The sequence below is a fragment of the Roseicyclus salinarum genome (assembly GCF_029624655.1).
In the GTDB taxonomy this organism is placed as follows: domain Bacteria; phylum Pseudomonadota; class Alphaproteobacteria; order Rhodobacterales; family Rhodobacteraceae; genus Roseibacterium; species Roseibacterium salinarum.
Map to the genome: position 1 here is coordinate 1 of NZ_JARRSA010000049.1, position 13,123 is coordinate 13,123.

A 13,123-nucleotide genomic window follows, 5' to 3' on the forward strand; every position below is an offset into this window, starting at 1 on the left:
GAGGGGGCCCTGCCCCCTCGCGCTCCCCCGTGCGCGTATTTGGGGAAAGATGAAGACCGGGGCCGCGACGCGAGAGGCTTGCGCCGCGGGCCGCGCCGCCGCAGGCTGAGGCGACAGTCCAGAGCCGAGGGAGAACGGACATGGCCGGAACGGCGGATGCCATCGTGATCGGAGCCGGCGTCATCGGCGCGGCCGTCGCCCACGAACTCGCCAGGGACGGGCGGGATGTCCTGTGCCTCGACGCGAAGGGGGCGGCCGGACATGGATCGACGGCGGGGTCCTGCGCGATCGTCCGGGTGCACTATTCTACGCTCGAGGGATGCGCGATGGCCTGGGAGGGGTTTCACGACTGGGCGGCGTGGCGAGACTACCTCGGGGCGCCGCAGGACGAGGTCCTGGCGGAGTTCAGGCAGACCGGGTGCCTGGTGATGAAGACCGAGGCCAATGGCCGGCTCGCGCGGCACATCGAGATGAGCGAAACGCTGGGCTGTCCCTACGAGGAATGGACGGCGGCGCGGATCACGGAGCGGCTGCCGATCTACAGTCTCGAGCGGTTCGCCCCCGCGAAACGGATGGACGACCCGGCCTTCGGCGAGCCCACGGGCGGAACGCTTTCGGGCGGCGTCTTCTGGCCGACGGCGGGCTACGTGACCGATCCCGCCCTGTCGGCACAGAACATCGCGGCCGCGGCGCGGAGGGCGGGCGCCCGCCTGCGGTTCAACGCGGAGGTCGCGGAGATCCTGACGCAGGGCGGCCGGGTCGCGGGCGTGCGGCTTGCGGATGGCGACGAGATCCACGCCCCCGTCGTCGTCAACGTGGCCGGCCCCGCCAGCCGAAGGATCAACGAGATGGCCGGCGTCACCGGCGACATGACCATCGGGACGCGCCCGCTGCGCCAGGAGGTGGTGCATGTCCCCGCGCCCGAGGGGTTCGATTTCGAAACGGACGGCATCATCGTCTCGGACAGCGACATCGCCTGCTATTGCCGTCCCGCGCGGGGGAACAACATCCTGATCGGGTCGGAGGATCCCGCCTGCGACCCGCATGACTGGGTGGATGACCGCGACTGGAACGCGGACTTCACCGACCAGTGGACGACCCAGGCGCTGCGCTATGCCCAGCGGGTGCCCACGCTGGGCATTCCCAGCCGGATGCGCGGGGTGGTCGAGCTTTACGATGCCTCGAGCGACTGGATCCCGATCTACGACCGCTCGTGCCTGCCGGGGTTCTACATGGCCTGCGGGACCAGCGGGAACCAGTACAAGAACGCGCCCGTTGCGGGCCGGCTGATGGCCGCGCTGATCTCGTATTGCGAGGCGGGCCACGACCATGACGCGCAGCCGCTGAGATTCCGGCTCGACCGGATCGGGCACGAGATCGACGCCGGGTTCTTCTCGCGCAGGCGCGAGATCAACGCGCAGTCGAGCTTTTCGGTGCTCGGGTAGGTCTCATGTCGGGCGTCGCCGCGGCCACCTTGCGCGCGCGGTGGGCGGCGGCGACAGGACAGCGGTTCGGACTCGATTTCATTGCACGGCATAGAACTGCGGTTCGGGACCAGATTTCCCGGCCACGGGTTTGTCCGGCGAAAGGGGGCGGCTCGATGACCGTCGTTCTTGCGATTGCCGGAGCGCTCTCTTTCGGCGCGCAGGCCGGACGCACGCGATACCCGATGGCCTGTGCCGGCTGCCGCGGGCGAGAGGCGCAAGATAAAGGTCCGCTGGCCGACCATCCGAACATCCCGACGCCCGATCCGATGCAGCTTTCGGAACGTGCCGGCGGCTGCTTTCAATTCGATCAGACGCCGAGGGCGATCGACGGGCGCAACAGGGTCCGGGCCCATGGCGGCGCGATGCCGGTCCTGGGGGAGCGCTTCACCGAGCGCGACAAGGCCGCCGACCCCGATCCCGGCGCGCCGGAGACGCCCGACTTCAGGGCGCGGGGCCGCCTCCTGTCGCGCGTGGTGTATCCTGGGAGCATGCAGGATCGACCGCCTGCCCGCATGGCCGACCCTCCGCGTGAGCGTTTCCGCGCCTCGGGCGGACGGGCTCATGCGACGACGGCGAGGCCCTCGTCGCTGAGGCCGTCGAGCCGAGGCATAAGCGACAGCAGGTGCTGCGTGTAGGGGTGCCGGGGATCGGCGAACAGCGTCTCCGTCTCCGCCACTTCGACGAGCTTGCCGTCCTTCATCACTCCGACCCGGTCGCACATCTGGCGCACCACCGGCAGATCATGGCTGATGAACAGCATGGTGAGGTTCAGGTGTTCCTGCAGGTCCTTGAGGATGTTCAGGATCTGCGCCTGGATCGACACATCGAGCGCGCTCGTCGGCTCGTCGCAGATCAGGAACTTCGGCTGCGTGGCGAGCGCGCGCGCGATCGAGATGCGCTGCCGCTGGCCGCCGGAGAACTCGTGCGGATACTTCAGGCCCGCCGCCGCGCCGAGACCGACGCGGTCGAGCAGCTCGGCCACCCGCGCCTTGAGCGCATCGCCCGCGAGGATGCCGTGATGGCGCGCGGGCTCGGCCACGATGGCATCCACGCGCATCCGCGGATTGAGCGAGGAATAGGGATCCTGGAAGATCATCTGGATCTCGCGGCGATACCAGTCCGGCACGCCCTTGCGGCCCGCCGTCACGTCCTGCCCCCGGTAGCGCACCGCGCCCCCATCGACGCGGTAGAGACCCGCGATCATACGTGCGATCGTCGACTTGCCCGAGCCGCTTTCGCCCACCAGCCCGAAGACCTCGCCCTGCCGGATCTCGAAGCGCGCCTCGTCCACGGCGGTGAAGTACTCCCTCCGCGACGGCAGGATCGCCCCGCTCGACACGAACCGCTTGGTGATGCCCTCGGCCTCGATCAGCGGCTTGCCGCGCTCGGAGGTGTCGATCGGCCAGCTCCGCGCGAGGTCCTCGATGCGGAATTCGGTCACGCGCCCGCCATAGGAGATCAGCGGAAAGCGGTTCAGCTTCACCGTCGGGCGCGGCACCGCGGCGATGAGCGACCTGGTATAGGGGTGCTGCGGGCGGCCCAGCACGTCGCCCGTCGGCCCGCTTTCGACGACCTCGCCGCGATACATGACCGTGACCTCGTCCGTCGTGTCGGCGATCACGCCCATGTCGTGGGTGATCAGGATCACGCCCACCTGACGCTCGCGCGCGAGTTCCTTGATCAGGTCGAGGATCTGCGCCTGGATCGACACGTCGAGCGCGGTCGTAGGCTCGTCGGCGATGATCACGTCGGGCTCCGAGCAGAGCGCGAGCGCGATGACGACCCGCTGGCGCATCCCGCCCGAGAACTGGTGCGGATACTGGTTCACGCGCGTCTCCGGATCGGGAATGCCGACCCTTGCGATCAGCTCGACCGCGCGTTTTCCGGCCTCGGCCTCGCTCAGTTTCAGATGCGCCTGGATCGTCTCGACCAGCTGCTGCCTGACCGTGAAAAGCGGGTTCAGCGAGGTCAGCGGGTCCTGGAAGATCATCGAGATCCTGCGGCCCCTGAGCGCCTGCATGGCCTCGGCGTCGAGGCCCGAGATCTCATCGCCGCGGAAGCGGATGATGCCGTTCGCGATGCGCCCCGGCCGCTCCAGAAGACCCATGACGGCCGCGCCGATGGTCGACTTTCCCGCGCCGCTTTCGCCCACGAGGCCGTGGATCTGGCCGGGCTCGACCGTGAGGTGGGCGTCCTTGACGGCCACGAAGGTCTCGCGCCGGGTTGGAAACTCGACCGTGAGGTTTTCGATCTCGAGAAGGGACATCAGCGCAGCCTCGGGTTCAGCGCGTCGCGCAGCCAGTCGCCAAGAAGGTTCACCGACAGGGCCAGCGCCAGAAGCGTCAGCGCCGGGAAGAACAGGATCCACCACTCGCCCGAGAACAGGAACCCCTGCCCGATCCGGATGAGCGTGCCGAGCGAGGGCTCGGTCGGCGGCGCGCCCACCCCGAGGAAGGACAGCGTGGCCTCGGCGATGATGGCGAGCGCGAGCGAGATCGTGGCGATGACCAGAACCGGCGACAGCACGTTCGGCAGGATGTGGCGCAGCATGATCGAGAAGGGCGACCGCCCGATCAGGCGCGCGGCCTGCACGTATTCCTTCGAGCGCTCGACCAGCGTGGCGCCGCGCACCACGCGGGCGAACTGGACCCAGTCCGAAAGGCCGATGGCGATGATCAGAACCCAGATCGCCACGTCGTTGCGGTACTCGGGCGGCGTGATCCCCTTGGCCACGCCGAAGATCAGCATCGCCACGAGGATGGCGGGGAAGGTCAGCTGGACATCCGCGATCCGCATGATCACCGTCTCGACCCAGCCGCCGACGTAGCCCGCGATCAGGCCCAGCGTCACGCCCAGCACAAGCGCGAAGGCGACCGCCGCGAAACCCACGAACAGCGATACCCGAAGCCCGTAGAGGATGGTCGAGAACACGTCCCGCCCCTGGTCGTCGGTGCCCAGCAGGAAGGTCTCCCCGGTGAACATGTTGGCCTCGCCCGGCGCGGTGAAGCCGTTCATCAGGTTCAGCGTGGCGGGGTTGAACGGATCGTGCGGCGCGATCAGGGGCGCGAAGACCGCCGACAGGATCAGCAGAAGCGTCACCGCGGTCGAGATGAGCGCCACGGGCGAGCGTCGGAACGAATGCGCGACGTCGCTGTCCCAGGCCATCATCAGCCGCGAGCGCGCGCGCTCGGTCTCGGGGGTGTAGGGGGCGTCGGACATCAGCTTTTCCCGTCTGCGCGCAGCCGCGGATCGATCGCGACATAAAGAAGGTCGACGACCAGGTTGATGCCCACGAACATGACCGAGATCAGCATCAGGTAGGCCGCCATCACGGGGATGTCGACGAACTGGATCGCGTTGATGAACAGAAGACCCACCCCCGGCCACTGGAACACGGTCTCGGTGATGATCGCGAAGGCGATGATCGATCCCAGCTGCAGGCCGGTCACCGTGATCACCGGCACCAGCGTGTTCTTGAGCGCGTGGCGGAAATGGATCGCCCGGTCCTTCAACCCGCGGGCGCGGGCGAAGCGGATGTAGTCCTGCCGCATGACCTCCAGCATCTCCGAACGCACCAGCCGCATGATCAGCGTCATCTGGTAGAGCCCTAGCGTGATCGACGGCAGGATCAGCGCCACCAGACCGGACCGCGTCAGGAAACCCGTCGACCAGCCGCCGAGCTGCACGACCTCGCCGCGCCCGAAGCTCGGCAGCCAAGACAGTTCGACCGCGAAGACGTAGATCAGCAGGATCCCGATCAGGAACGTGGGCAGCGAGACCCCCACCAGCGACAGCGACATGATGGCGTTCGCGGCGAAACCGTCGCGCCGGATCGCGGTGAAGATGCCGAAGACGATCCCGAAAACCAGCGCGAAGGCCCCCGAGACGGCGGCCAGCTCCAGCGTCGCGGGCAGGCGCTCGGCGATGATCTCGGCCACGGGCCGTCCCTGCCGGTAGGAGATCCCCAGATCCCCCTGCACCGCGCGCACGAGGAAATCCCAGTACTGCACGAAGAACGGCTTGTTGAGGCCGAGGCTTTCGCGCAGGCGCTCGATGTCCTCCATCGTGCGCTCCTGCCCCAGCATCGTGTCGACCGGGTCGCCCACGAAGCGGAACATGGCGAAAGCCACGAGGCCCACGACCAGCAGGACCAGAACCGACTGGAAGACCCGTTTCAGGATGTAGCTGAGCATCTGCCTTGCGTCCCGTTTGCGCGGATTGATGGGTGCTGCACGTTAGCGCGCGAAGGGTCAAGCCCTGACGCTTCGCCAAGGCCCCGCGCGCCTCAAACGCCCAGGCTCCAGTCGATCCGCGGCCCCGCCGGCACGATCCCGAGCGGATTCCGAAGCTCGGAGGGCGAAAAGTATCCCTGCTTGTAGATGTCGAAGTCCACCGTCGCCGCGACGCCCGGCCGGTGATGGATGCGCCGCGCGTAGTCCCAGAGGTTGGGATAGTCCGTCAGCCGACGGATGTTGCACTTGAAGGCGTAGTGGTAGGCCACGTCGAAGCGCGCCAGCGTCGGAAAGAGGCGCAGGTCGGCTTCGGTGAACCGCGTCCCGCACAGCCAGGGCTGGCGCTCCAGCACCGCCTCGATCTCGTCGAGCGCCGCGAAGACCTCCCGCACCGCCACGTCGTAGGCCTCCTGCGTGCGGGCGAAACCGGCGCGGTAGACGCCGTTGTTCACATCGCGGTAGATCCGCGCGTTCCACGCCTCGATCTCGCCCAGAAGATCGGGCGGCGCGAGGTCGGGGCCGTCGAAGGCGTCGTTCAGCATCCGCACGATGTCCGCGCTCTCGTTCGACACCGCGCGGTCGCGCACCCGGTCCCACAGAAGCGGCACCGTCACCCGCCCGGTATAGGGATCGGCATCCGCGGCATAGACCTCGTGAAGCGCCGCCGCTCCCTTGAGCCTGTCGCAAAACGGCCCCTCCGGGTCGAAGACCCATCCGTCCGCCGTGCGCCTCGGCCGCGCGAAGGAGACGTCGATCGCCTCCTCCAGCCCCTTCTCCACCCGCGCCAGCAGCGTGCGGTGCGCCCAGGGGCAGTTCCACGCCACGTGCAGGTGATAGCGCCCGGCCTCGGCGGGAAAGCCGCTCGACCCGTCGCGCGTGATCCGGTGCCGGATGGTAGACTTCGCCCGGCGGAACGCGCCGTCCAGAACCGTGTCCGGGCCCGGATCCTCCGCATGGTAGGTCCCTTCGATCATCAGGCCCATGGTCCCCGCCCCTTCATCTTTCTCCAAATACGCAAGGCCGCAGGTCCGGCGCGGCGGTGGCTCCCGCAAGGGGGCCTCCGCCGCGCCCTCCCGTCACTCCATCCGCACCCAGCGCAGGATCAGGAAGTTGTCGGGCCGCTGCGTCACCTCGACCCCCTCGCGCACGCCCCACAGAAGCGGCTGAACGTAGAGCGGGACGTAGACCATGTCGTCCTGGATGATGCCCGCGGCCTCCTCCATCGCCGCCTGCCGCGCCACGGGGTCGATCTCGGACTGCATCACCGGCAGGAGCGCGTCGATGCGCGCGCTGGAATAGCCGCCGAAGTTCCACGTGCCGAGCCGCTCCCCGGCGGTGTGCACGAGAAAGCGGATCGGGTGCTCGGCGTCGAAGGTCCCGGGCGACCAGCCCAGGAGATACATGTCGAAGTTGTCCGCGCGCAGCTCGGGCCAGTAGTTCGACACCGGCATCGCGTCGAGCGTCGCGGTCATCCCCACCTGCGCCAGCATCGCGACGATCGCCTGGCAGACCTGCTCGTCGTTGAGGTAGCGGTCGTTGGTGCAGGAGAAGTCGAAGGCGAAACCGTCGGGGTATCCCGCCTCGGCCAGCAGCGCGCGCGCCGCGTCGAGGTCGAGGTCGGGGCGCGCGTCATGCGCCGGCGAATAGCCACTCGTGCCGGCCGCGACCAGCTGCGAGGCGGGTTCGGCCGAGCCGCGCATGATCGTCTGCAGGATCGCGGGGACGTTGACCGCATGGGCCACCGCGCGGCGGACGCGCACGTCGGCAAAGGGGTTCGCCGCCCCGTTTCTCAGCGTCTCGTGGTCATGAGCGAAGCCCAGCATGATGACGCGGCTCTCGATGCCGCGGATCACCCGCGTGCCATCGTTGGCGTCGACCCGCTCGGCGTCCTGCACCGGGACTGGCTCGATCAGGTCGACCTCCCCCGACAGCAGCGCCGCCACCGCCGTGGCCGAGTTCTGGATCGGCGTGAATTCGGCCCGCGTGACGTCATGCTCGACCTCGCCCCACCAGCCCTCGAAGGGCTCCAGCACGGTCAGGAGGTCGGGCTGACGCTCCACGAGGCGGAATGCGCCGGTGCCGTTGGCGTTGCGCGTGGCGAAATTCTCGGTGTCGCGCGACGGGCGCTCGGCGGCGTTCGCCCCGGCCCAGCCCGCGTCCAGCATCATCCAGTTCGCGATGCTGTCGGGAAACAGCGGCTGCGGCGAGGTCGTCATGATGTCGACGGTGAAGTCGTCCACCGCCACGACCTCGGACACGGGCGCGAACCAGCTGCGCACGTCGGACGCCTCGGAGGCGGCGCGCTCGTAGGAGAACACGACGTCCTCGGCGCTGAACTCCGCACCGTCGTGGAACGTCACGCCCTCGCGCAGCGTGAAGCGCCAGCCCTCGCCCTCGCCGATCGGCTCCCACGAGGTGGCGAGCGACGGCTCGATGGCCATGTCGGGCCCGCGCCGGACGAGGCCTTCGTAGACGTTGTTGAGAAAGCCCAGCACCGGCGCCGAGCTGACCGCGTGCGGGTCCATCGTCTGGGGGTCCGTCGTTCCGGCCCAGCGGAACGTCTCGGCGCCCGCAGGAAAGGCAAGTGCCGCCGCCATGGCGACGGCGAACATGGGTCTCGTCATCAGGTGATCCTCCCTCGGTGCGGGAGGATGCGCATCTCACACCCCCCTTCGTGCCCCCGACAGGCTGACGCATTTGCGCCCGCCTGGCGAGCGAAAGCCGCTCACATGGACGTGACAGTGGGGGCATGACGGAATCGCGCGCGCGTCACTGGCGCCCGTGAAACTGCCGCCCGTGTAGATGGCGCCCGTGTCACTGGCGCCTGTGTCGCCGGCCCGCGGCATCCCAGGCGCCGGGGGTCGGACGGACCGGAGGCATGCGGCCCCGGTCCGTCCCTTGTGTCATTCGGCTTCGAAGTACTTGAACTTCACCGAATCGTCGGCGTCCACAACGGTCTCCCAGCCATCCGAGATGCCCCAGTTGAGGATCTGGTTGTGGATCGGGATGTAGATCGTCTCGGCCTCGGCCATCTCCCAGAGGTCCGCGACGGTCTGGTCACGCGCCGCGAGATCGACCTCCGAGGCGAGCGAGACGATCATCTCGTCCATCTCGGGGTTGGAGTAGCCGGTGCCGTTCCAGCTGCCGCGGCCCTCGGTCCTGGTGTGGTAGAGGAAGTTGAAGACGTATTCCGAATCGTAGGTCGGAACGCCCCAGCCCAGCAGGTAGAAGTCCGTCTCGTCATTGGCGATCAGCGGGAAGTGCTGCGCCCGCGGCAGGGCCGAGAGGTTCACGGTGATGCCGATCTGGGCGAGCATCCCGACGGCGGCCTGGCAGATCGCCTCGTCGTTGACGTAGCGGTCGTTGGGGCAGTCGAGCTGCACCGAGAAGCCGTCGCCGTAGCCGGCGTCCGCCATCAGCGCACGCGCCGCCTCGATGTCGTAGGCGGGGTATTCGTCGAGCTCCGGGGTCCAGCCGGCGACCGGCGGAGGCATGATCACGCCCGCGGGCTCGGACTGGCCGCGCATCACGACCTGCTGGATGGCCTCGCGGTTGATGGCGATGTCGATGGCCTGGCGGACCCGCACGTCGGCGAAGGGGTTGGCACCCTCGACGCTGTCGCTTTCGAGATCCTCGGACGCCACGTCCATGCCGAAGAAGATCACGCGGTTCTGCGGCGCGGTGATCACGTCGATGCCCTCGGCCGACGCGACCCGCTCGAGGTCCTGCACCGGCACGTCCTGGATGAAGTCGACCTCGCCGGTCAGAAGTGCGGCGACGCGGGTCGCCGGGTTCTGGATCGGCGTGAAGATGATCTCGCTCGCAGCCAGCGGGAACTGCCCGATCCCCCAGTAGTCGGGGTTCGCGCCGAGGACGGTGCGCACGTCGGCCTCGCGGCTTTGCAGGACGTAGGGCCCGGTGCCGTTGGTGTTGCGCGCCGAGAACGTGTCTTCTCCGGCGGCGTAGTCCTGCACCTCGACAGCGTCGTTCGCCGTGGCCCAGCCCTCGTCCATCATCATGATGTTGGTGAGGTTGTTGGGCAGAAGCGGGTTCGGGCCGTCGGTGACGATCTCCAGCGTGTAGGGGCCGGTCGCGCGAACCTCGGAGACCGAGCTGAGGAGTTCCTTGAAGTTCGAGGCCTCCGACATCGCGCGGTTCAGCGAGAAGACCGCGTCTGCGCTGTCGAAGTCCTCGCCGCCGTGGAACGTCACGCCCTCGCGGAGCGTGAAGACCCAGACGTTTCCGTCATCGGCCGACGGCTCCCACGAGGTGGCGAGCCCGGGCTCCATCGCGCCTTCCATGTTCCGCACGATCAGCGGTTCGTAGATCTGGTGCATCAGCGTCGTGGTCGGGCCCTCGTTCTGCGAATGCGGATCGAGGGTCAGCGCCTCGGCAGCCCGCGCCCAGCGCAGCGTCTCGGCCGAGGCCCCGGCCGCGGTGAGCGCCGTGGTGGCCAGTAGTGCCGCACCGAAGGCGGCAACACGCATGGTCATTGATTGGTCTCCCTGTTCGTTTTGTTGACCGGCGGCGAGTATGATTAGGAATTGCCGCTTGTCCAGCCACGCGCCCCGCATCCGAGGCGGATGGATTTGTCGTCTGCCGCGAATAGATGCATGATGATGAACGGCTGCACCACGAGGAAACCAGCGATGGCGCTTGCGGCAGAGGACAGGGACTGGATCGACCGCTTCGCCGGCCTCAGCCGGCTGGAGCCGCGCCTGCGCGACGTGCTGACGTCGCGTAGCCAGGTGATCCGCATTCCCGCGGGCACGGTCATCTTCGGCCCCGGCAAGTCGCCCGAGAACATGCTCCTGATGCTGAAGGGCACCGTGCGCGTCCAGCAGCTGGCCGAGAACGGGCGCGAGGTGGTGCTCTACCGGGTCACGGCGGGGGAAAGCTGCGTGATGACGACGGCCTGCATGCTCGCCTACGAGGACTACACCGCCGAGGGGATCGCCGAGACCGACATCGTGGCCGCCGCGGTGCCGCGCGCCGTGTTCGACGACCTCATCGCGACGTCCAAGGAATTCCGCACCTTCGTCTTCACCGCCTACTCGCGGCGGATGACAGACCTGTTCCACGTCATCGAGGACATCGCCTTCCGGCGCATGGACATCCGGCTGGCGCAGAAGATCGTCGAACGCGCCGACACGGGCGTGCTCAAGGCGACGCATGCCCAGCTCGCCGCCGAACTTGGCACCGCGCGCGAAGTGATCTCGCGCCAGCTGGCCGAATTCCAGCGCCGCGGATGGGTCAGCCTCGGGCGCGGCACGGTCGAGATCCTCGACTGCGACGCGCTGCGCAAGCTCGCCGAAAGCTGAGACGGCGCGCGCCCCGCCGCACCGGCCGCCACGGCAGGAAATAATTCCGCGCCACCCGCACCCGGAAAACCCAATTTAATCAAAATCATGACGATCGCGCCCTCTTGCCGGGCGCGATCGCGTCGGCCTTGTGTGACTAGGTCACTGATCGCCGGCGCGGGAATCGCTATTCATCCTCTCGCGAACAGGCAGGAGCCATCGAAAATGACCCTGATCAACGAACTCAACGCGCAACATCGTGTAGGGAGACACCCATGCTAGAAACCGCCTTCACTCCATGGCAATCGCTCGGAGGCGGCATCCTCATCGGGCTTTCCGCCGTCCTGCTCATGCTGGTCCTCGGCCGCGTGATGGGCGCGACGGGCATCCTCACGGGGATCTTCGCCCCCGCCTCGCTGCAGGACGCGAGCTGGCGCGTCGCCATCCTTCTGGGCATGGTCACCGGTCCCTCGGTCTATTGGCTCGTCACGGGCGGAATGCCCCAGATCACCGTCCCGGCCTCCACGCCGATGCTGATCCTCGGCGGTCTGATCGTGGGCGCCGGCGTCTCCTACGGATCGGGCTGCACGTCCGGCCACGGCGTCTGCGGGCTGGCGCGGCTTTCGCCGCGGTCGATCGCGGCGACGCTCACCTTCATGGCAACCACCGCGGCGACCGTCTACGTCGTCCGCCACGTGATCGGAGGCTGACAAGATGCACCTGATCCTCGTCTACCTCATCGGCGTGATCTTCGGCACCGGCATCGTGGTGTCGGGCATGTCCAACCCCGCGAAGGTCATCAATTTCTTCGACGTCGCGGGCACCTGGGATCCGTCGCTGGCCTTCGTGATGGGCGGTGCCGTGATCGTGACCTTCATCGGCTACCGCCTGGTGCTGGGACGGCAGCGGCCGATCTTCGAGGGCCGCTTCAACCTGCCCACCGCGCGCAAGCTCGACGCGCGCCTGCTCGGCGGCTCGGCGGCGTTCGGCGTCGGCTGGGGCATCGCGGGCTTCTGCCCGGGCGGCGCCCTGCCCGCCCTCGGCACCGGCCGCCCCGAGGTCCTCGTCTTCGTGGGCGCAATGCTCGCGGGCATCTTCGCCGCCCGCTTCGTCCAATCCCTGTCGCGGCCCAGGTCCGCCGCGGCATCCTGATCATCCGGAGGAGAGTGAAAATGACCGACTATCCCGTGAACATGAACGTCCGCCCCGAGGTCGAGCCGTTCTTCGACCCCGCAACCAACACGATCTCCTATGTCGTGAAGGACCCCAACTCGGACAGCTGCGCGATCGTCGACAGCGTCATGGACATCGACTACGCCGCCGGCCGCATCACCTACGACAGCGCCGACCGCATCATCGACTACGTCAGCGAGAAGGGCCTGAAGGTCGAGTGGCTGATCGAGACGCACGTCCACGCCGACCACCTTTCGGCCGCGCCCTACATCCAGGAGAAGCTGGGCGGCAAGATCGGCATCGGCCGCAACATCACCGTGGTGCAGGACACCTTCGGCAAGGTCTTCAACGAAGGCACCGAGTTCCAGCGCGACGGCAGCCAGTTCGATGCCCTCTTCGACGACGGCGACACCTACGAGATCGGCGGCCTGCGCGCCTTCGCGATCTACACGCCGGGCCACACGCCCGCCTGCATGACGCATGTGATGGGCGACGCGGCCTTCGTGGGCGACACGCTGTTCATGCCCGACGGCGGCTCGGCGCGGGCCGACTTCCCCGGCGGCGACGCGGCCACGCTCTACGAGTCGATCCAGAAGGTGCTCGACCTACCCGACGAGACGCGCCTGTTCATGTGCCACGACTACGGCCCGAACGGACGCGACATCCAGTGGGAGACGACCGTGGGCGACGAGAAGAAGTTCAACATCCACGTCGGCAGCGGCAAGTCGAAGGAAGAGTTCGTGAAGTTCCGCACCGAGCGCGACGCGACGCTCGACATGCCGAAGCTCATCATCCCCTCGCTGCAGGTCAACATGCGCGCGGGCGAGGTGCCGAAGGACCGCGACGGGCGCCCGATGCTGAAGGTTCCGGTCAACGCGCTCTGACCGGGGCGCCGAGGCCCGGTCTCCGCGGGGGCGCGAACGGCGCCCCC

11 protein-coding genes are annotated in these 13,123 nt (G+C 68.1%); 5 read left to right on the forward strand and 6 right to left on the reverse strand.

Annotation, left to right across the window (positions count from 1 at the left end):
- Window positions 1-140 precede the first annotated feature (140 nt).
- On the forward strand, window positions 141-1,445 hold the full coding sequence (locus P6F26_RS19140; RefSeq protein ID WP_278030306.1) for an NAD(P)/FAD-dependent oxidoreductase: 1,305 nt from the start codon (window positions 141-143) through the stop codon (window positions 1,443-1,445).
- Between the two features lie 601 nt (window positions 1,446-2,046).
- Here P6F26_RS19140 and P6F26_RS19145 read toward each other — a convergent pair.
- From P6F26_RS19145 to P6F26_RS19170, 6 genes are all read right to left on the reverse strand, one after another.
- Window positions 2,047-3,753, reverse strand: coding sequence for an ABC transporter ATP-binding protein (locus tag P6F26_RS19145; RefSeq protein WP_278030307.1), 1,707 nt, complete (start codon window positions 3,751-3,753; stop codon window positions 2,047-2,049).
- Window positions 3,753-4,706 (reverse strand): ABC transporter permease, encoded by a 954-nt coding sequence (locus P6F26_RS19150; RefSeq protein ID WP_278030308.1) that lies wholly within the window; start codon window positions 4,704-4,706, stop codon window positions 3,753-3,755. The genes P6F26_RS19145 and P6F26_RS19150 overlap by 1 nt, the downstream gene beginning before the upstream one ends.
- The gene (locus tag P6F26_RS19155) at window positions 4,706-5,680 is read right to left on the reverse strand and encodes an ABC transporter permease (RefSeq protein ID WP_278030309.1); all 975 of its coding nucleotides are present in this window, start codon (window positions 5,678-5,680) and stop codon (window positions 4,706-4,708) included. The genes P6F26_RS19150 and P6F26_RS19155 overlap by 1 nt, the downstream gene beginning before the upstream one ends.
- A gap of 92 nt (window positions 5,681-5,772) precedes the next feature.
- Window positions 5,773-6,702 carry a glutathione S-transferase family protein gene (locus tag P6F26_RS19160; protein ID WP_278030310.1) on the reverse strand — a complete coding sequence of 310 codons (930 nt, stop codon included), beginning with the start codon at window positions 6,700-6,702 and terminating at the stop codon, window positions 5,773-5,775.
- 93 nt (window positions 6,703-6,795) lie between these two features.
- Window positions 6,796-8,343, reverse strand: a complete 1,548-nt coding sequence (locus P6F26_RS19165; protein ID WP_430736768.1) for an ABC transporter substrate-binding protein — start codon at window positions 8,341-8,343, stop codon at window positions 6,796-6,798.
- A 279-nt stretch (window positions 8,344-8,622) separates the two neighbouring features.
- A complete protein-coding gene (locus P6F26_RS19170) occupies window positions 8,623-10,212 on the reverse strand; it encodes an ABC transporter substrate-binding protein (protein WP_430736769.1) in 1,590 nt (529 codons plus the stop codon).
- A gap of 156 nt (window positions 10,213-10,368) precedes the next feature.
- Between P6F26_RS19170 and P6F26_RS19175 the strand changes: the two genes are divergently transcribed.
- The 4 genes from P6F26_RS19175 (at window position 10,369) to P6F26_RS19190 (ending at window position 13,076) form a co-directional block, all read left to right on the forward strand.
- Window positions 10,369-11,040, forward strand: coding sequence for a Crp/Fnr family transcriptional regulator (locus tag P6F26_RS19175; protein ID WP_278030311.1), 672 nt, complete (start codon window positions 10,369-10,371; stop codon window positions 11,038-11,040).
- A gap of 254 nt (window positions 11,041-11,294) precedes the next feature.
- Window positions 11,295-11,729, forward strand: coding sequence for a YeeE/YedE family protein (locus tag P6F26_RS19180; RefSeq protein WP_278030312.1), 435 nt, complete (start codon window positions 11,295-11,297; stop codon window positions 11,727-11,729).
- Between the two features lie 4 nt (window positions 11,730-11,733).
- Window positions 11,734-12,171, forward strand: a complete 438-nt coding sequence (locus P6F26_RS19185) for a DUF6691 family protein (RefSeq protein ID WP_278030313.1) — start codon at window positions 11,734-11,736, stop codon at window positions 12,169-12,171.
- Between the two features lie 20 nt (window positions 12,172-12,191).
- Window positions 12,192-13,076: an MBL fold metallo-hydrolase gene (locus tag P6F26_RS19190; protein ID WP_278030314.1), complete on the forward strand. Its 885-nt coding sequence runs from the start codon at window positions 12,192-12,194 to the stop codon at window positions 13,074-13,076.
- Window positions 13,077-13,123 lie beyond the last annotated feature (47 nt).